The sequence below is a fragment of the Pseudomonas sp. BT76 TE3572 genome (assembly GCF_050435365.1).
Lineage (GTDB): Bacteria > Pseudomonadota > Gammaproteobacteria > Pseudomonadales > Pseudomonadaceae > Aquipseudomonas > Aquipseudomonas fluorescens_W.
Map to the genome: position 1 here is coordinate 5,872,476 of NZ_JBNDKE010000001.1, position 16,183 is coordinate 5,888,658.

The 16,183-nt window shown below is 59.0% G+C and carries 13 protein-coding genes, 3 tRNA genes and 1 pseudogene; 5 read left to right on the plus strand and 12 right to left on the minus strand.

What is annotated here, in order from left to right; genetic code table 11:
• The first annotated feature begins 1 nt into the window (after window position 1).
• Entirely contained in the window at window positions 2-289 is a 288-nt protein-coding gene (locus ABH912_RS26795) for a type II toxin-antitoxin system RelE family toxin (RefSeq protein ID WP_429512024.1), read from the plus strand.
• Window positions 290-345: 56 nt separating this feature from the next.
• Here ABH912_RS26795 and ABH912_RS26800 read toward each other — a convergent pair whose 3' ends face one another.
• From ABH912_RS26800 to ABH912_RS26820, 5 genes and pseudogenes are all read right to left on the minus strand, one after another.
• On the minus strand, window positions 346-1,641 hold the full coding sequence (locus ABH912_RS26800; RefSeq protein ID WP_429512026.1) for an AcvB/VirJ family lysyl-phosphatidylglycerol hydrolase: 1,296 nt from the start codon (window positions 1,639-1,641) through the stop codon (window positions 346-348).
• A pseudogene (gene mprF / locus ABH912_RS26805) lies at window positions 1,641-4,284 on the minus strand (bifunctional lysylphosphatidylglycerol flippase/synthetase MprF). The gene ABH912_RS26800 and the pseudogene mprF overlap by 1 nt, the downstream one beginning before the upstream one ends.
• A gap of 278 nt (window positions 4,285-4,562) precedes the next feature.
• Window positions 4,563-4,639, minus strand: a tRNA-Met gene (locus tag ABH912_RS26810).
• Between the two features lie 231 nt (window positions 4,640-4,870).
• Window positions 4,871-4,947, minus strand: a tRNA-Met gene (locus tag ABH912_RS26815).
• A 231-nt stretch (window positions 4,948-5,178) separates the two neighbouring features.
• A tRNA-Met gene (locus ABH912_RS26820) sits at window positions 5,179-5,255 on the minus strand.
• Between the two features lie 300 nt (window positions 5,256-5,555).
• Here ABH912_RS26820 and dinB point away from each other — a divergent pair.
• On the plus strand, window positions 5,556-6,617 hold the full coding sequence (gene dinB, locus ABH912_RS26825) for a DNA polymerase IV (protein ID WP_056739239.1): 1,062 nt from the start codon (window positions 5,556-5,558) through the stop codon (window positions 6,615-6,617).
• A 47-nt stretch (window positions 6,618-6,664) separates the two neighbouring features.
• On the opposite strand, the gene ABH912_RS26830 is transcribed toward dinB, so the two are convergent.
• The 4 genes from ABH912_RS26830 to ABH912_RS26845 all read right to left on the minus strand — a co-directional run bounded on the left by ABH912_RS26830 (window position 6,665) and on the right by ABH912_RS26845 (window position 11,459).
• Window positions 6,665-7,618 carry a hypothetical protein gene (locus tag ABH912_RS26830; protein WP_429512029.1) on the minus strand — a complete coding sequence of 318 codons (954 nt, stop codon included), beginning with the start codon at window positions 7,616-7,618 and terminating at the stop codon, window positions 6,665-6,667.
• A gap of 17 nt (window positions 7,619-7,635) precedes the next feature.
• Window positions 7,636-9,351 (minus strand): proline--tRNA ligase, encoded by a 1,716-nt coding sequence (locus ABH912_RS26835; protein ID WP_033058960.1) that lies wholly within the window; start codon window positions 9,349-9,351, stop codon window positions 7,636-7,638.
• Window positions 9,352-9,495: 144 nt separating this feature from the next.
• Window positions 9,496-11,061, minus strand: coding sequence for an AmpG family muropeptide MFS transporter (locus ABH912_RS26840; protein ID WP_033058962.1), 1,566 nt, complete (start codon window positions 11,059-11,061; stop codon window positions 9,496-9,498).
• A gap of 44 nt (window positions 11,062-11,105) precedes the next feature.
• Window positions 11,106-11,459, minus strand: a complete 354-nt coding sequence (locus ABH912_RS26845) for an MGMT family protein (protein ID WP_033058964.1) — start codon at window positions 11,457-11,459, stop codon at window positions 11,106-11,108.
• 163 nt (window positions 11,460-11,622) lie between these two features.
• On the opposite strand from ABH912_RS26845, the gene ABH912_RS26850 reads away from it, so the two are divergent.
• Window positions 11,623-12,630: a DUF481 domain-containing protein gene (locus tag ABH912_RS26850; RefSeq protein ID WP_033058966.1), complete on the plus strand. Its 1,008-nt coding sequence runs from the start codon at window positions 11,623-11,625 to the stop codon at window positions 12,628-12,630.
• A 109-nt stretch (window positions 12,631-12,739) separates the two neighbouring features.
• Here ABH912_RS26850 and ABH912_RS26855 read toward each other — a convergent pair whose 3' ends face one another.
• Complete coding sequence (locus ABH912_RS26855; protein ID WP_002554837.1) at window positions 12,740-12,949, minus strand: cold-shock protein; 210 nt, start codon at window positions 12,947-12,949, stop codon at window positions 12,740-12,742.
• Between the two features lie 354 nt (window positions 12,950-13,303).
• Here ABH912_RS26855 and dcd point away from each other — a divergent pair, with 354 nt between their 5' ends.
• Both dcd and ABH912_RS26865 read left to right on the plus strand, forming a co-directional pair.
• The gene (gene dcd, locus ABH912_RS26860; RefSeq protein ID WP_007904652.1) at window positions 13,304-13,870 is read left to right on the plus strand and encodes a dCTP deaminase; all 567 of its coding nucleotides are present in this window, start codon (window positions 13,304-13,306) and stop codon (window positions 13,868-13,870) included.
• Between the two features lie 105 nt (window positions 13,871-13,975).
• On the plus strand, window positions 13,976-14,185 hold the full coding sequence (locus tag ABH912_RS26865; RefSeq protein ID WP_033058968.1) for a hypothetical protein: 210 nt from the start codon (window positions 13,976-13,978) through the stop codon (window positions 14,183-14,185).
• A gap of 93 nt (window positions 14,186-14,278) precedes the next feature.
• Here ABH912_RS26865 and ABH912_RS26870 read toward each other — a convergent pair whose 3' ends face one another.
• On the minus strand, window positions 14,279-15,043 hold the full coding sequence (locus tag ABH912_RS26870) for an ABC transporter ATP-binding protein (protein WP_033058969.1): 765 nt from the start codon (window positions 15,041-15,043) through the stop codon (window positions 14,279-14,281).
• Window positions 15,044-15,056: 13 nt separating this feature from the next.
• On the minus strand, window positions 15,057-16,175 hold the full coding sequence (locus ABH912_RS26875) for a succinylglutamate desuccinylase/aspartoacylase family protein (RefSeq protein WP_429512032.1): 1,119 nt from the start codon (window positions 16,173-16,175) through the stop codon (window positions 15,057-15,059).
• Between the last annotated feature and the right edge of the window lie 8 nt (window positions 16,176-16,183).

Below are 16,183 nucleotides of genomic sequence, written 5' to 3' on the forward strand. Positions count from 1 at the left end.
GATGGTTTGGGGCGTTATCTATCATCCGGAGGTTCAGAAGGATCTGGATCTGCTGGGAGCTGTAGCGGCGAACCGCATTCTTGATGTCATCGAAGAGCGGATTATCAATGGTGAGCCGGATAAGAGCGGCAAGCCCCTAAGAGCCAGCCTTGCAGGCTGTAGACGGATTCGAACAGGCGACACGCGAATTGTTTATCGAGTCGATGGCCACGCAATACAGGTATTGATCGTTGCCGTTGGTGCTCGACGTGACGAAGAGGTCTACGGCGCGGCAGAACGTCGTCTCTAACCAAAAAGCCCCCGCTACCGTAAGGTAACGAGGGCTTTTTTTCAGCGGTACTCAGATCACTCTTGAGCCGCCGTCTCCTTCGCTTGACGCTTCTCGATCACATCCACCAATCGCTGCGCCAGGGCCGGGTAGTTCTCGTCGAAGTGATGACCGCCAGGCAATTTCATCGCCTCGCCCACGGCGGTCTTGTCGGTGCAGCCGCTCTCGTCGACTTCTTCTTCACCGTAGATGCACACCACTTTCTCCGGCGGCAGCTTGGCCATTTCCGGGCCGGTGGCGGCTTCTTTGCCGGCGTTGCCGAGCCAGCCTTCGACTTCGATTTCGAAGCTGCCGGTGCGGGCGAAGGCCAGCAGGATGATCGCATCGACCCGTTGTTGTTCCGATGGCTCCAGGCGGTTGTAGATGGCGGGCAGGACGTCGGCGCCGAACGAGTAACCGGTCAGGATGAAGCGCTTGGTGCCCCATTTCTGCCGGTAGTGCTGCATCAGTTCGGCCAGGTCCAGGGCGCTTTGCTCCGGGCTCTTGTGCTGCCAGTAGTAACGCAGGGTGTCGATGCCGACGACCGGGTAGCCGATCTTGGCCATCTCGCCCGCGACGTCACGGTCCAGGTCGCGCCAGCCGCCGTCACCGGACAGGAACAGGGTCACGGTGTCCTTGGCTTGGCCGGCGGGCACTTCGACCACCGGGATCTGCAGGCCGCCAGCGGCTTTATCGCCACCGACGAGGATCTTGCGCAGCTCGTTGTTCAGCACTTGCGGCAGGTTGATGTCGTAGTCGCTGATGCTGGTTTCGGCGTTGGGTTGGTCGCGTACGAAACCGGCGCTGGTGTCGTCCGGGTTGTCGTTCCAGGCCACCAGCCAGTGCCCGTGAGCGGCGCTTTTCGGTAGCAGGTGGGTGCAGCCGGGTTTTTCCAGGGCCAGGTCCACCGAGACGGCTTGAGCCTTGTCGTCCTTTTGCTCGGACAACCAGCGCCACGCCAGCACGGCGCCAGGGCCGATGCCGCTGACCAGGGTCGCCGGGCCTTTGAGTTCTCTCAGGGCCGATTGCAGGGCGCGACTTTGCAGCAGGCAGTCTTTGGGCAGGATCACCTGAACAATCTGCGCCGAACCGCTGCGGCTCAGGGTCATCAACTGTTTGTTACTGAGCTTCTGGTCTTCATTGACCGCCACCAGCACCTGGGCGCGTGGCGTGTTGCCGGGGATGACACGGGTCATCGCGGCGCCATCGGCCGGCGTCAGCTGTTCGAGGGTCGGTTCGGGTGCCGGGCGTTTCAGGTACCAGTAGCCGCCACCGACAATCAGGGCCAGCACTACCAGTGTGGCCAGTACGTACCGCAAGGAGCGTTGAATCATCAGCGTTTCACCAATCCAGTCAAGCCGCCTGCAATCAGGGCAGCAGTATCGGCCAGGGCAACCAGCGGATCGAGTCCGGCGGGCACGGCCATATAACGGGGTTCCCAGTCAGGCTGGAATTTGTCTTTGAAGCGACGCAAGCCTTGGAAGTTGTAGAGCTGCTCACCACGGCGGAAAACCATCGAGCCCAGACGCTGGGTCAGTGGTGCGCCACGACGGGGTTGTAACCCCGACAACGGCACCATGCCCAGGCTGAAACGCGCGTATCCATGATTTTTATAATGTTGGATCAGACCGACCATCATGAACTCCATGGTCAGCTTGGGGGCGTCCGGGTGCGCGCGCATCAGGTCGAGGCTGGCCAGGTCATGGCCGTAAGTCTCGAGCAGGTTGGCGAACGCCACCGGGCGCCCTTCGAAACGAATCACCGCGACGCGGAAATGCTTGAGGTAATCATCGCTGAAACGGCCGAGCGAGAAGCCTTTCTCGCGCACGTTCTTGCCGGTCAGCCAGGCATCGGAAATTACCTTGAGCTCGTCCATCGGCGCTTGTCCCGGATCAAAGATCTCCAGCGACAAGCCATCGCGAGTGCCACGGTTCCAGGTGTAGCGCAGGTCTTTCATCTCTTTGCCTTTGGCCTCGAGATCAAAGCGAAGCAGATCGACCCGGGCTTCTTCGCCGAGCTTGATCGCGGTCAGGCCGATGTCCATGTAGTACGGCAGGTTCTCGGCGCGCACTTGATAGAACACCGGGCGGGCGTGGTGGATGTCGCACAGGTCGCGGAACTGCCAGATCATTTCCGCCCGTTGCTGGGTTGGACCGATCGGGTCATACAAGGCCACCAGGCTGCGACCACGACGTGCGTACATCAGGAACGCCTGGTCGTTGGGGTGGAACAGCAGCGCCTTGTCACCGGTCAGGGCGAGGCCGCCATCCGGTTGTGCGGAGGCCATCAGGATCTTTACCGCGCGGTCCAGTTCATCGGGTGTTGGCAGATGGATCACCGGGCGCGCGGTGCGCAGCAGCCAGGTCAGGGACACCACCACCAGCAGCACGGCGGCGCCGAGCAGCGAGCGCAAGCCACGCGGGGCATCGGCGTCGAGGGTGAACTGCCACCAGAGCTGATGGCTGTACGGAACATCCTGATAGGCGAACAGCAGCAGCCAGATCGACGCGCCGAGTACGCACAGGCTCGCCACCAGATACAACGGCGAGAACGGCACCTCGGTCAGACGGCTGGGGCGATAGAACGAGCTGCGGAAAACCCCCAGCAGGCTCGCAGTCAGGGTCAGCAAGCAGGCTTCTTCCCAGTCGAAGCCCTTGAGCAGCGAGAGCAAAGCGCCGACCAGCAACAGAATGGTGGTCAGCATCCACGCGGCGGACAGCCGACGGCGCAAGCCTTGAGCGAGCAGCAGGCAGAGGACGCCGGCCAGGCTGGCGCCGAAGTGCGAGGCGTCGACCAGTCGGTGCGGAATCAGAAAACCGATGTGTTCCAGGCGGGTGTCGATTTCCGGGGTCACGCCGGAGAACAGCAAAACAACACCGGACAGGAACACCAGTACCGAGAGGATCGGCGCGGCCAGACCGGAGGCTGCGCGCAGTGTCTGGCGTGTCTGAAACAGGCGCTGACCTTCGTTGATCAGCAAGAACACGCACGCCACCAACAAGGGCAGCACCACATAGATCAGGCGATAGAGCAGCAGCGCGGCGGCCAGTGGGGCAGCGCCGAGTGTGTCGGCGAAGGCGGCCAGCAGGATCGCTTCAAATACGCCGACACCGCCGGGCACATGGCTGAGCACGCCAGCGGCCAGGGCCAGCAGGTACACCAGCAGGAACGCACCGAAGGGCGGTGCTTCCGGCAGCAACAGATAGAGCACGGTCGCAGCGGGCGGCCACGTCCAGGGCGGTGATGATCAGTTGCAGGAAGGTCAGGCGACGGCCGGGGAGGCGCAAGGTGCGGCGTCCGACCTTGACCAGCAGGTTGTCCGGGGAAGGCTGGTCCGGAAGGCGACGGCGGTAGATGCCGATGGCCAATACGCTGAAGAGCAGTAAGACGGCGGCGGCGACAATCCCCAGCAAACCTTCGGACAAACCCAAGGCAGCCGAGGCAGCCGGGAGGTTGCTGAGGGTCGCCAGGGCAGCCAAGGGAGGCAGGGCGCAGCCGAGTGAGAGACTGGCGAACAGCGTCATATGAGCAACGTCCGAAGCCCCCAGACCATGACGCGCATATAAACGGTAACGAACCGAGCCCCCCGAGAGCATCGACAGGCCAATGGCGTTGCCGATGGCAAATGCGGTGAACCCGCCCAGGGCGAGGATTCGCGGCGCCAGAGTCACGCCCGCGTAGCGGCTGGCTGACCATTCGTAGCCCAGCAGGATAATGAAGCCGACCACGGTCGCGCCCAGCGCACCCAATAATGCCGGTTTCGGTACCTCGAGAATCGAGTCGTGCAGAGCGTACAGATCGAGTTCGCTCAGCAGGTGGCGACAGGCAATCAGCGCGATAGCGAACAACAGCAGAGTGACCGCCAGGCCGATGGGCTGACGATATTTGCTGACCAGATCCAGCAAGCGCAAACGCTCGGCCTTGATCGGTTGTGTCGCTGTGACGGTGTCTTGTGGATCAGACGAGTTGGCGCGCATCAATCACCTCTTGGATTGTGCGCGACAGGATGGGGGTATCCAGCCAAGTTACCAATCCCTGTAGAAAAAAATAATCACAAATATTAACGCCTCTCACCGGGTAGCGGCGATGGCATGTCATCCGTCGTAGAGGGTTCTGTCTGTGGCTCAGCATAGTCTGGGCTCAGAGTATTGGGGATCCCGAACGGCTCGCTACACAGTGGCAGATCATTGTTGCGAAAGGACTTTTTCAACAGATACAAAAAAGGCCACTCTTTCGAGTAGCCTTTTTTGATGTTTGGTTGCGGGAGCCGGATTTGAACCGACGACCTTCGGGTTATGAGCCCGACGAGCTACCAGACTGCTCCATCCCGCGTCTGTGTGGCGGCATTCTACAGGCGAACGCCGGGGTGTCAACCGTTAATCCGGAATAGGGTCAAATAGGCGTAACTGAGCGGCGAACGGTCGTGAGGGAGGCTTAAGTTTCGGAATCAGAAGGATTTCTCATTTCTGCGCCGACAGACGCGCCCGCTCGTTTCCATGCTCATTTCTACAAAAGAGACGCGCACAAAAAAGGCCACTCTTTCGAGTAGCCTTTTTTGATGTTTGGTTGCGGGAGCCGGATTTGAACCGACGACCTTCGGGTTATGAGCCCGACGAGCTACCAGACTGCTCCATCCCGCGTCTGTGTGGCGGCATTCTACAGGCGAACGGCGGAGTGTCTACCGTTAATCCTGAATAAGGTGAAATAAGCGTAAATGAGCGGCGAATGGTGGTGGGGGAGACTTAAGTTTCGGAATCAGAACGATTTTTCAATCCTGCACCGTCAGCCGTTACCCGCTCTTTTCTATCTCGTGTTTACAAAAGAGACGCGCACAAAAAAGGCCACTCTTTCGAGTAGCCTTTCTTGATGTTTGGTTGCGGGAGCCGGATTTGAACCGACGACCTTCGGGTTATGAGCCCGACGAGCTACCAGACTGCTCCATCCCGCGTCTGTGTGTCGGTATTCTACAGAGGATCGACAGGCTGTCAACCTTCAATCCAGAGAAAACCTCTTCCTGTTCAATCGCTTAGCTTGAAAATAGGGCTGGATGATTGGCTGTAAGGCCGACGTGGCAAGGCTTTCAGTTTTATCGGGTGAAGCTTTTCGATTAAGAAAATAAATTCATCGGCACTTTTCCTACATGTAGAAAAGAACATTCAGAGTACTGGTGCTATATACAGGTGTCAGTGAGATACTGCCGATCTGACTTGCCAATACGCCATTTCTTCACCATGAACACTGCATTTATATGACGCAGCGAAAAATCATCCACGTCGATTGTGACTGCTTCTACGCCGCCATCGAGATGCGTGATGACCCGCGCCTGGCCGGAAAACCTCTGGCAGTGGGCGGTTCTGCGGATCGGCGTGGCGTGATCGCTACCTGCAATTATGAAGCGCGGGCTTATGGGGTGCGCTCGGCCATGTCTTCCGGACATGCCTTGAAACTGTGCCCGGACCTGACCATCGTCAAGCCGCGCATGGAGGCCTATAGAGAAGCCTCCAAGGAAATTCACACGATCTTTCGCGATTACACCGACTTGATCGAGCCGCTTTCACTGGATGAGGCCTACCTCGATGTGTCGGACAGTGCGCATTTCGGTGGCAGCGCCACGCGAATTGCCCAGGACATTCGCCGTCGCGTCTCTAATCAACTGCACATCACCGTTTCGGCTGGGGTGGCGCCGAACAAGTTTCTGGCCAAGATCGCCAGCGACTGGAAGAAGCCCAATGGCTTGTTCGTCATTACACCGGATCAGGTCGAGGATTTTGTCAGTGGTTTGCCGGTGAGCAAGTTGCACGGCGTTGGCAAAGTGACCGCAGACAAATTGGGCAGGCTTGGCATCGTCGATTGTTCGCATTTGCGCGAATGGGACAAGTTGGCGCTTGTGCGCGAATTCGGCAGCTTCGGCGAGCGACTTTGGAGCCTGGCCCGTGGGATCGATGACCGGTTGGTGCATAACGACAGTCGTAGACAGTCGATCAGTGTCGAAAACACCTACGACGTCGACCTGCCGGATCTGGTGAGCTGCCTCGATAAATTACCCGAGCTACTGGAAACCCTGGCCGGCCGCATGGCGCGAATCGACAGCAGCTATCGACCGGGCAAACCGTTCGTCAAAGTGAAATTCCATGACTTCACCCAGACCACTCTGGAGCAGGCCGGGGCAGGGCGGGATTTGGGGAGCTATCAGTTGTTGCTGACCCAGGCGTTCAATCGCGGCGGGAAACCGGTGCGGTTGCTGGGGATTGGGGTAAGGCTGGAGGATTTGCGGGGCGGGTTTGAGCAGATGGAGTTGTTTGAGCGTTGAGACCTGAAAGCAAAAGATCGCCCATATAGACGATCTTTTAAGGGGCCTTAATTCGGTCCCGGATCCGCTACCAGTCGCCCGGCATCCTTGGTCAATGACTTGAGGAATTCGGTCTGCAACTCGGGATCGTTGCGCGTCAGTTCAATCAGGCTTTGTTCCAGCTCAGTGGCTTCTTCTTCCAGGCCCAGTTCCGACAAACGTTTGACCCGGTGTACCCACTGGCTCACTTCGTCGTCTTCAAGATCGTCGTAAATCAGCCCATGAGCTTCGAGCAGCTTGCCGCGCAAGGAGCTACTGACCGCCAGGGACGAATCGGTGTGCACATTGTCCTGAGCATTCTGGACACTGATCAGCAGCCGGCTCAGATGATTGATGTCATGTTCGGCGAACGGGCTGTCCAGCAGGTTCACGCGCAATACACCGTTTTTGTCGGTGCTCATCTCGAACGTTTCCTTGCCGGCCTTGACCTCAACCGGACGCTCGCTCCATGGCAGGCTCGAGTATTCGGTGCGCTTGTCGAGCTGAACCTCGTCAATGCCCGCCAGGTTCTGTTGTGCGCGACCATGAGACTGCGTGTTCATGAACGGGTTGAGCCCGGCGAAACCGTAGCTCAACCAGTCTTTCGTCACACTGTCCGGCAGGGTGCCGAGGGCGAACACGTTGACCACGTTCGCACCGACACCGGCCACCACGGCCACCGCACCCAGCGGAATCTCGTAAGCCTCCCGCCAGGGTTGGTAAGGCGTATAGCGATCGTAGTGACGCGTGACTTCGAATTCGGTGACTTCGAACGTCTTCTGCTCGTGGATCTTCACCCGACGTTGCGGCAGCTCAAGCACCTTTGGCTCGCCGACATCAATCTGCAGGCTGTGATCGAGCAATTTACGCTCGACACGTTCCTCGTGCTCGCTGCGTTGTGACATGTGATTGGCACAGCCGCTGACCAGCAGGGTGCCGCACAGGGCGGCACCACCGAGGCCTAAGGTGTTTCGCTTGAACATGACTTCTCTATCTGGTGTCAGCGGCGGATACGGGACTGAAGGAAGGACAGCACGTCTGCGACCGGCAGCGCTTGCGCTTCGGGCTCGGTGCGGCTCTTGTATTCAAGATTGCCTTCGGCGAGGCCGCGGTCACTGACCACGATCCGGTGAGGAATGCCGATCAGCTCCATGTCCGCGAACTTGATGCCCGGGCTGGTTTTCTTGTCGCGGTCGTCCAGCAGTACTTCGAAGCCGGCGGCAGTCAATTGTGCATACAGCTTGTCGGTGGCTTCGCGAACCTGTTCGGTTTCATAGCGCAGCGGTACCAGCGCGACCTGGAACGGGGCCAGTGTGTCACTCCAGATGATCCCGTTGGCGTCGTTGTTCTGCTCGATGGCCGCAGCCACCACGCGGGAAACGCCGATGCCGTAGCAACCCATTTCCAGGGTCACTGGCTTGCCATTCTCGCCCAGCACTTCGCACTTCATCGCTTTGCTGTACTTGTTGCCCAGCTGGAAGATGTGCCCGACTTCGATGCCGCGCTTGATTTCCAGGGTGCCCTTGCCATCCGGGCTCGGGTCGCCAGCGACCACGTTGCGCAGGTCGGCAACGGTTGGAACCGGCAGATCACGCTCCCAGTTCACGCCGAAATAGTGTTTGTCATCGATGTTGGCACCGATGCCGAAGTCGCTCATCAGCTCGACGGAACGGTCGATGATGATTGGCAGCGGCAGGTTCAACGGGCCGAGGGAGCCGGCACCGGCGCCAATGGCGTCGCGCAGTTCGGCTTCGGAGGCCATGACCAGCGGGCTGGCAACGCCAGGCTGGTTGCCGGCCTTGATTTCGTTCAGCTCGTGGTCGCCACGGATGATCAGGGCAATCAGCTTGCCTTTCTCTTCAGCGTGAACCACCAGGGTCTTGATGGTCTTTTCAATCGGCAGGTTGAAGCCTTCGACCAGTTGCGCAATGGTCTTGGCGTTCGGCGTGTCGACCAGACGCAGCTCTTCGGTGGGTGCGGCGCGGGAAGTTTCGCGTGGCACGGCTTCGGCTTTCTCGATGTTCGCCGCGTAGTCGGAACCGTTGCTGAAGACGATATCGTCTTCGCCGGATTCGGCCAGCACGTGGAACTCGTGGGAGCCGGCACCACCGATCGAACCGTTGTCGGCTTCAACCGGGCGGAATTTCAGGCCCAGACGGGTGAACACGTTGCAATACGCCTGGTGCATGCGGTCATAGGTGACCTGCAGCGATGGCTGGTCAGCGTGGAAGGAGTAGGCGTCCTTCATGATGAATTCGCGACCGCGCATCAAGCCGAAGCGTGGACGGATCTCGTCACGGAATTTGGTCTGGATCTGGTACAGGTTGATCGGCAGCTGTTTGTAGCTGCTCAACTCGTTGCGCATCAGGTCAGTGATGACTTCTTCGTGAGTCGGGCCTGCGCAGAAATCGCGACCGTGGCGATCCTTGAAGCGCAGCAATTCAGGGCCGTACTCTTCCCAGCGACCGGATTCCTGCCACAGCTCAGCCGGTTGGGTGCTCGGCATCAACACTTCGAGAGAGCCCGCGGCGTTCATTTCTTCACGAACGACGGCTTCGACCTTGCGCATCACTCGCAAGCCCATCGGCAGCCAGGTGTAGAGGCCCGAGGCGAGTTTGCGGATCATGCCGGCGCGCAGCATCAGCTGATGGCTGATCACGACCGCGTCGGAAGGCGTTTCTTTCTGTGTGGCGAGCAAAAATTGACTGGTGCGCATGGTTGGCCGTTGTCGGTTGCTGATGACGAGAAATGACTGAGCATTGTACGGGCGAGATCTGCTGGCGTACAGGCGTGCGGTCGGCGGGGTGTGGCGAGAGGGCGGGAATCCCCGCGCCCTCTGCGCTGCTTCCTGCTGAAGAACCTACGATTCTTCCGCGACCTGGGTCGGAACCGGATCGGGCGTCGGCGTTGGCGTCGGACCTTCGCGGCGGCTCTCCTGGAACCAGTGCAGCGCGATCAACAGCAGCGTCGGCACGCCGAGCAGGGCAGTGATCAGGAAGAAATTGTGATAACCGAATTTCTCCACCATGACCCCCGAGTAGCCGCCAATCAGGCGTGGCAGCAAGAGCATGATCGAGCTGAGCAGGGCGTACTGGGTCGCGGAGAACTTCAAGTTGGTCAGGCTCGACAGGTAGGCGACAAACGCCGAGGTCGCCAGGCCCGAACTGAAGTTATCCAGGGAAATGGTGAGGATCAGCATGTTCAGGTTGGCGCCCATGTCGGCGAGCATCAGGAACAGCAGGTTGGTGCCGGCTGATGCAATGCCGCCGATGAGCAGAATCGGCAAGATGCCGAAGCGCACAATCAGCAGGCCGCCCATGCCGGCGCCGACCAGGGTCATGATCAGGCCAAAGATCTTGCTGACGCTGGCAATCTGATCCTTGGTGAAGCCTTGGTCGATGTAGAACACGTTAGCCATCACGCCCATGACCGTATCGGACATCCGATAGGTGGCGATCAGCCCAAGCAACAGGAACGCTTGCCAGCGGTAGCGCAGAATGAAGTCGTTGATCGGCGTCAGCACCGGCGCCAGGCCGCGGCGGCCAATGGCCGACAGGCAAATGGCGGTGAGCGTGGTGTAGAGGATTGCCCGCAGGAACGCGCGGTCTTCGAGCAGCAGGTCGAGCACGCTCACACCTTGGAAAAGCACGCTGGCGAAATCGGTGTTGTACAGCTGGGTGAACATGGCCGGCACGGAAACCAGCAGTATGATCAGCACAAACACCGAGGCCAGTTGATGCACAAAGCTATAGCGCCCGGCCTGAAGCTGTGTACGCAGCGGCACCGGCGGTTCGCGCATGAAAAAGGAGGTCAGCAGCGCCGGAACCATCAAGGCGCCGAACAGGATGTAGGTGCCGGCCCATGCCGAATGCTTATAGTTGAAACCGGTGGAACCGAAGCCTTCAGCGAAAAACAGGGCGCCGGCGGTGGCCAGCAGCGCGGCGATCCGATAACCGGACATGTAACTGGCGGCGAGGGCGGCCTGACGGGTGTCGTCGGCGATTTCCAGGCGATAAGCGTCGACCGCGATGTCTTGCGTCGCCGAAGCGAAGGCGACCACCACAGCGATAGCGATCAGCCAGGACAAATGCTTTTGCGGGTCGCAGAAACCCATCCCGATCAGGCCGAGAATGACCAGCGCCTGGGAAAGCACGAGCCAGGAGCGTCGGCGACCGAGCTTGCCGAGCAATGGCAGGCGCCATTGATCGAGCAGCGGTGACCAGACCCATTTAAAGGCGTAGGCCAGGCCGATCAGGCTTGCATAGCCAATGGTTTCGCGAGCCACACCGGCTTCGCGCAGCCAGACCGAAAGTGTCGAAAACACCAGCATGTAGGGCAAGCCGGCGGCGAAACCAAGCAGCAACAGTACGAGCGTCGATGGGCTGGCATAGGCGGCGAGCGCGGCGCGCCAGGTTTTACGGGGCATGGGCTGGAGTCTGCCTCAAGAAATACGGAAACAAAGCGCGCACTCTAACCGCTGTGCTCTACCGGGCGCCAGCCATGGCGCTGAATATCAACACGATTGTTCAGGATACTGATGCCCTCCATGCGCAAACGCGCGCGTTGTTCATCCCCCGAAGGGCTGCCTGCAGGCAGGCTGATACGCCCGCCGGCGCCGAGCACGCGGTGCCAGGGCAATTTGCTGTCGCCTGGCAGTTGGCTCAGTGTCCGTCCGACGAAGCGGGCGGCGCGACCCAGTCCCGCCAGCTCAGCGAGCTGACCGTAACTCACGACTTTGCCCTCTGGGACTTGCGCCAGTGTCAGGTACAGCGCCGTGCGTCGGATTTGCGCCGGACTATCGGTTTCAGCGGTTGAGTCGGTCACGTCGGCAGTTCCTGAAAAAGTTCGCCTTACCGTCTGTAGAGTAAATCCTGGATCGCCTATTGAGAAATGAACTCAATAGAAATAGTCGGGTCAGTCCTTGCTAGGGTCTTATTCGTATGGATAATGCCGACTTTTTTTCGCAAATTTGAGCCTGTATTTGCTTATGTTGTCCAGAACCCTGCTGTGCCTCGCTGTCGTCAGTGCCTCCACGCCCTTGCTCGCCGATACCGTCTGGTTGAAGAACGGTGACAAGCTGAGCGGCAAGATCACCGTTTTCGATGGCGGCAAGCTGTTGATCCAGACCGAATACGCCGGTGCCGTCCCGATCGACTGGAAGCAGGTCAAAACCCTGGAAAGCGATCAGGAATTGCTGGTCAAGCAGGATGCCTACACCGGCGAAAAGGCCAAGGCGCTGCATGCGGCAGAAGACGGTAAGGTCACCCTGGCCAACGGCGAGGCTCCCAAGACTGTCGAGCTGGCCAGCATTCAGCAGATCCTCAAGCCCAAGCCGGTGGTAGAGGATTTGGTGTGGAAGGGTAATATCGATGCAGCGCTGGATTATCAACGGGCCGAGAAAGACACCGACGATTACGATATCGACTTCAAGACCACTGCGCGTCATGGCAGATGGCGACACACCGCAGAAGGCGAGTACAACCGCGAATTTCAGGATGACGTGGTCACTACCGACAACTGGCGGGGCGAATACTCGCTCGACCGCTTCCTGACCGAAAAATGGTTCTGGCAAGGGCGCGCGGTCTATAAGCGCGACAAGGTCGAAGAGCTGGCCCGCCAGCGCACAATCGGTACCGGCCCCGGTTACCAATTCTGGGACGACGAGCTGGGCGCATTCTCACTCGGCTCGCTGGTCAACCGCACGGACTATGAGTTCGCTGACGGCAGCAAAGAAAACTTCTATTCCGTGGCGATGAAGTGGGACTACAACCGCTACCTGATTGGTAAGAGGGTGGAGTTCTTCACGAACGGCGAAGTGGGCAAGCCGTTGTCGGGCGTAGCGGATTACGCGCTCGATGCTGAAATGGGCTTGCGCTACAAAGTGACCGAATGGGCATCGCTTAACCTGAAGGCCGAGAGAGACATCATCAGCGGCACTGACGAAGCTGATTTGGACAAGACCCGGTACACCGCAGGGTTTGGCGTGGCCTGGTAAGACGCAAAAAATCGCAGCCATGGGCTGCGATTTTTTTTGCCTGCAAAACAGACAGGCACAAAAAAGCCCCGCTTTTGAGGGCGGGGCTTTTTACTAAAGCAAGTACAAGTTAGATAACTTGAACTTCTTCAGCTTGCATGCCTTTCTGACCGCGGGTAGCGATGAAAGAAACCTGTTGGCCTTCTTTCAGGCTTTTGAAGCCGTCGGATTGGATAGCTTTGAAGTGAACGAACAGGTCGTCACCGGATTGTGGAGTGATGAAGCCGAAGCCTTTTTCATCGTTGAACCACTTAACGGTACCAGTTTGGCGATTAGACATGGTGTAACTCCTTGAACAAAGATAACTGCGACGCAGGAAGAACCCTGGCCGAGACTGAGTGCAAAGAGCAGGAAAAATTCTTGTAGATGGTTGGATCGAAATTCAACATATCGTGTAGAGATTCTCAGTGACACAAGCAGCACAGTGGCGCCACCTTAACCCTTTTTCCGGAACGTGCCAATGCTTCCTGCGAAGGTTTCTCTGTTTTCATGACTGACGGTCCGCCGCTTTACCCGCAAGGGCCAGAAATTACGGGGGATCGGCAAGATTTGTGCCCCGGACTTTGAACCCGAAGCGCGCGCCCGGTAAGATGCCGGACAGATTTTTTCCACCTCGCTATTCAGGACACCCGCCATGAGCATCAAATCGGACAAGTGGATTCGCCGCATGGCGCAAGAGCACGGCATGATCGAGCCCTTCGTAGAGCGCCAGGTGCGCGGCAGCGACGATAGCCGTGTGATCTCCTATGGTGTGTCAAGCTACGGCTACGATGTGCGTTGCACCAATCATTTCAAGGTGTTCACCAACATCAATTCGGCTATCGTCGACCCGAAAAACTTCGATGCCGGCAGCTTCGTCGACATCCACAGCGACGTGTGCATCATTCCGCCGAACTCCTTCGCCCTGGCCAGCACCGTCGAATATTTCCGTATTCCGCGTAATGTATTGACCATTTGCCTGGGTAAAAGCACCTATGCGCGCTGCGGCATCATCGTCAACGTCACGCCGCTTGAGCCTGAGTGGGAGGGTCATGTGACCCTGGAGTTCTCCAACACCACCAATCTGCCGGCGAAAATCTACGCGAACGAAGGCGTGGCACAGATGCTGTTCCTTGAATCCGACGAAGAGTGTGAAGTGTCCTACAAGGACCGTGGCGGCAAGTATCAGGGCCAGCGCGGCGTTACCCTGCCACGTACCTGATCCGTTCGTCTGGCAGGTCTTGGGAATTCTTGAGCGGGTAGACACTCTATTGGGTGTACTGCCTGGTTCGCGCAATGCGGACGGGCCATCGCTCAGGAGTGCCCTATGAAGATCGATCCGCGAATAAGTGCCGAACTGGCAAGGCTTGAGCCCAATCAGGTTGGCGTTTTGGCCTGGTCCTTGTTGGCACATCCACCCATCAGCATGGCAGGGGGCATTCCCGGTCAGCCTGATCCCGATACCCCCAACGAACAACCCAGCGAGCCCGGTGAGCCTACCCTGCCGGATGAGCCGCCTCCTGCGCCCGTTGCTTGATCGCCGCCTGCGAAAAATGAATGGCCAGTCAGCTGATGTCTTTGAAGACTTCAGCTGACTGGCCATATTTCGTTGTAGAGGCGGGAAGTGAGGCTATTTCAGGTTGCCGCTCAGGAACTGCTTCAACCGCTCACTTTTCGGGTTGCCCAGCACGTCGTCCGGTGCGCCTTCTTCCTCCACCAACCCTTTGTGCAGGAACAACACCTGACTTGATACTTTGCGAGCGAAGCTCATTTCGTGGGTCACCATGATCATGGTCCGGCCTTCTTCTGCCAGGCCCTGGATCACCCTGAGCACCTCACCCACCAGTTCGGGATCGAGTGCCGAGGTTGGTTCGTCGAACAGCATGACTTCTGGTTCCATGGCCAACGCCCGAGCGATGGCAACCCGTTGCTGCTGGCCACCGGAAAGAAACGCCGGGTATTGATCCGCTACGCGCGCCGCCAGCCCGACCTTGTCGAGGTAGCGCCGTGCGCGGTCTTCGGCTTCCTGTTTGCTGCAGCCCAGCACCCGGCGCGGGGCCATGGTGATGTTTTCCAGCACGGTCATGTGGCTCCACAGGTTGAAGTGCTGGAACACCATGGCCAGGCGGGTGCGGATTTTTTGCAGTTCATCGGGGTCGGCCACGTGCATGCCGTGGCGATCCTTGATCATGCGGATGTTCTGGCCGTCCAGGCTCATGGCGCCGTCGTTCGGCTGTTCGAGAAAGTTGATGCAACGCAGGAAGGTACTTTTGCCCGAGCCGCTGGCGCCGATCAGGCTGATGACGTCGCCAGTGTTGGCCTTGAGCGAAACGCCTTTGAGTACTTCATGATCGCCATAGCTTTTATGCAGGCCTTCAATGGTCAGTTTGTACATGGGGCATGCATCCTCAAGGCGAAAGTAAGTAGCCGCTGCGATAGGCTTCGGTGCCCGCAACGTGGGCGATCACCATGCCGGCAGTGGCCATGCGCCGTAGCGAACGGGCGTACATCAACCCGGCGACGGTGCAATGAACGGGGGTGACGCAGTCAAGGATCGGGTCGATGATTTCAGCGATCAGTTGCCCGGCCTCGAGGTATTCACCTGGCAGCGCGGTGAATACCAGCAGCCCGCCGACCGGAGTTGCCACCGGTTCAACGCCGGCCAGTGGTGTGGCCGGGTAGGGCAACTCGGGCAGCGACGCGGGTTCGCCAGCAATGGCGCCGAAATGAATCAGGTAATCGATCAGTGCCTGGCAATCGAGGCTGGCCAATGGATGATTGACGTCGCCCTGACCGCGCAATTCGACGGTGACCGAGAAGCTGCCCAGCGGAATATCGAAGTGTTCGCCGAAGCGTTCCTTCAACTGCCACCAGAGCAGGGTGAAGCATTCATCGAATGACTGACCCCCAGAATCGGTGGCCAGCAGACTAGCTTCTGCGCCGATGTACCGCGCCAGTGGCTCGACCTGCGGCCACGCCTCGGGCGTGGTGTAAAGGTGGGCGACCGCCTCGAAATCGCAATGCAGGTCCAGCACCATGTCGGCATCGCAGGCCAGCCGTTGCAGCGCCAGGCGCTGGGATTGCAGTTGCGTGCTGGCCGTCTGCTGAGCGAGGGCATTGCGCAGGCTGCTGCGAATCAGTTCGAGGTTGTGCTGCGGATCGTCGCCGAGCAGGCCTTCGATCTCGTTGCCGACGGCTTCGCTCAGATCGACGAACCAGCGATTGAAGTTCTGCCCGCTTTCGAGGTCGTAACGGCCCAGTGGCACGTCCATCAGCACTTGTTCGAGGCCGACCGGGTTGGCCACCGGCACCAGCACGATTTCGCTGCGCAGACGGCCGGCGGCTTCGAGCTCCTCCAGACGCTGCTTGAGGTGCCAGGCAACCAGCATGCCGGGCATTTCATCGGCATGCAGGGATGACTGGATGTAAATCTTGCCTTTGGCCGATGAGGGGCCGAAGTGAAAGCTGTGAATCTGTCGAGCGGTCCCCGGCAGCGGGGCCAGCAGGTCATGAATCTGGTGGCGCATGTCTCTTT

Bases quoted from the DNA above. Each gene is read 5' to 3' on its own strand.
- ABH912_RS26875 (WP_429512032.1), bottom strand. From the start codon at position 16,175: ATGCGCCACCAGATTCATGACCTGCTGGCCCCGCTGCCGGGGACCGCT.
- dinB (WP_056739239.1), top strand. From the start codon at position 5,556: ATGACGCAGCGAAAAATCATCCACGTCGATTGTGACTGCTTCTACGCC.
- ABH912_RS26855 (WP_002554837.1), bottom strand. From the start codon at position 12,949: ATGTCTAATCGCCAAACTGGTACCGTTAAGTGGTTCAACGATGAAAAA.
- ABH912_RS26870 (WP_033058969.1), bottom strand. From the start codon at position 15,043: ATGTACAAACTGACCATTGAAGGCCTGCATAAAAGCTATGGCGATCAT.
- ABH912_RS26795 (WP_429512024.1), top strand. From the start codon at position 2: ATGGTTTGGGGCGTTATCTATCATCCGGAGGTTCAGAAGGATCTGGAT.
- ABH912_RS26840 (WP_033058962.1), bottom strand. From the start codon at position 11,061: ATGCCCCGTAAAACCTGGCGCGCCGCGCTCGCCGCCTATGCCAGCCCA.
- dcd (WP_007904652.1), top strand. From the start codon at position 13,304: ATGAGCATCAAATCGGACAAGTGGATTCGCCGCATGGCGCAAGAGCAC.
- ABH912_RS26830 (WP_429512029.1), bottom strand. From the start codon at position 7,618: ATGTTCAAGCGAAACACCTTAGGCCTCGGTGGTGCCGCCCTGTGCGGC.
- ABH912_RS26865 (WP_033058968.1), top strand. From the start codon at position 13,976: ATGAAGATCGATCCGCGAATAAGTGCCGAACTGGCAAGGCTTGAGCCC.
- ABH912_RS26800 (WP_429512026.1), bottom strand. From the start codon at position 1,641: ATGATTCAACGCTCCTTGCGGTACGTACTGGCCACACTGGTAGTGCTG.
- ABH912_RS26850 (WP_033058966.1), top strand. From the start codon at position 11,623: ATGTTGTCCAGAACCCTGCTGTGCCTCGCTGTCGTCAGTGCCTCCACG.
- ABH912_RS26835 (WP_033058960.1), bottom strand. From the start codon at position 9,351: ATGCGCACCAGTCAATTTTTGCTCGCCACACAGAAAGAAACGCCTTCC.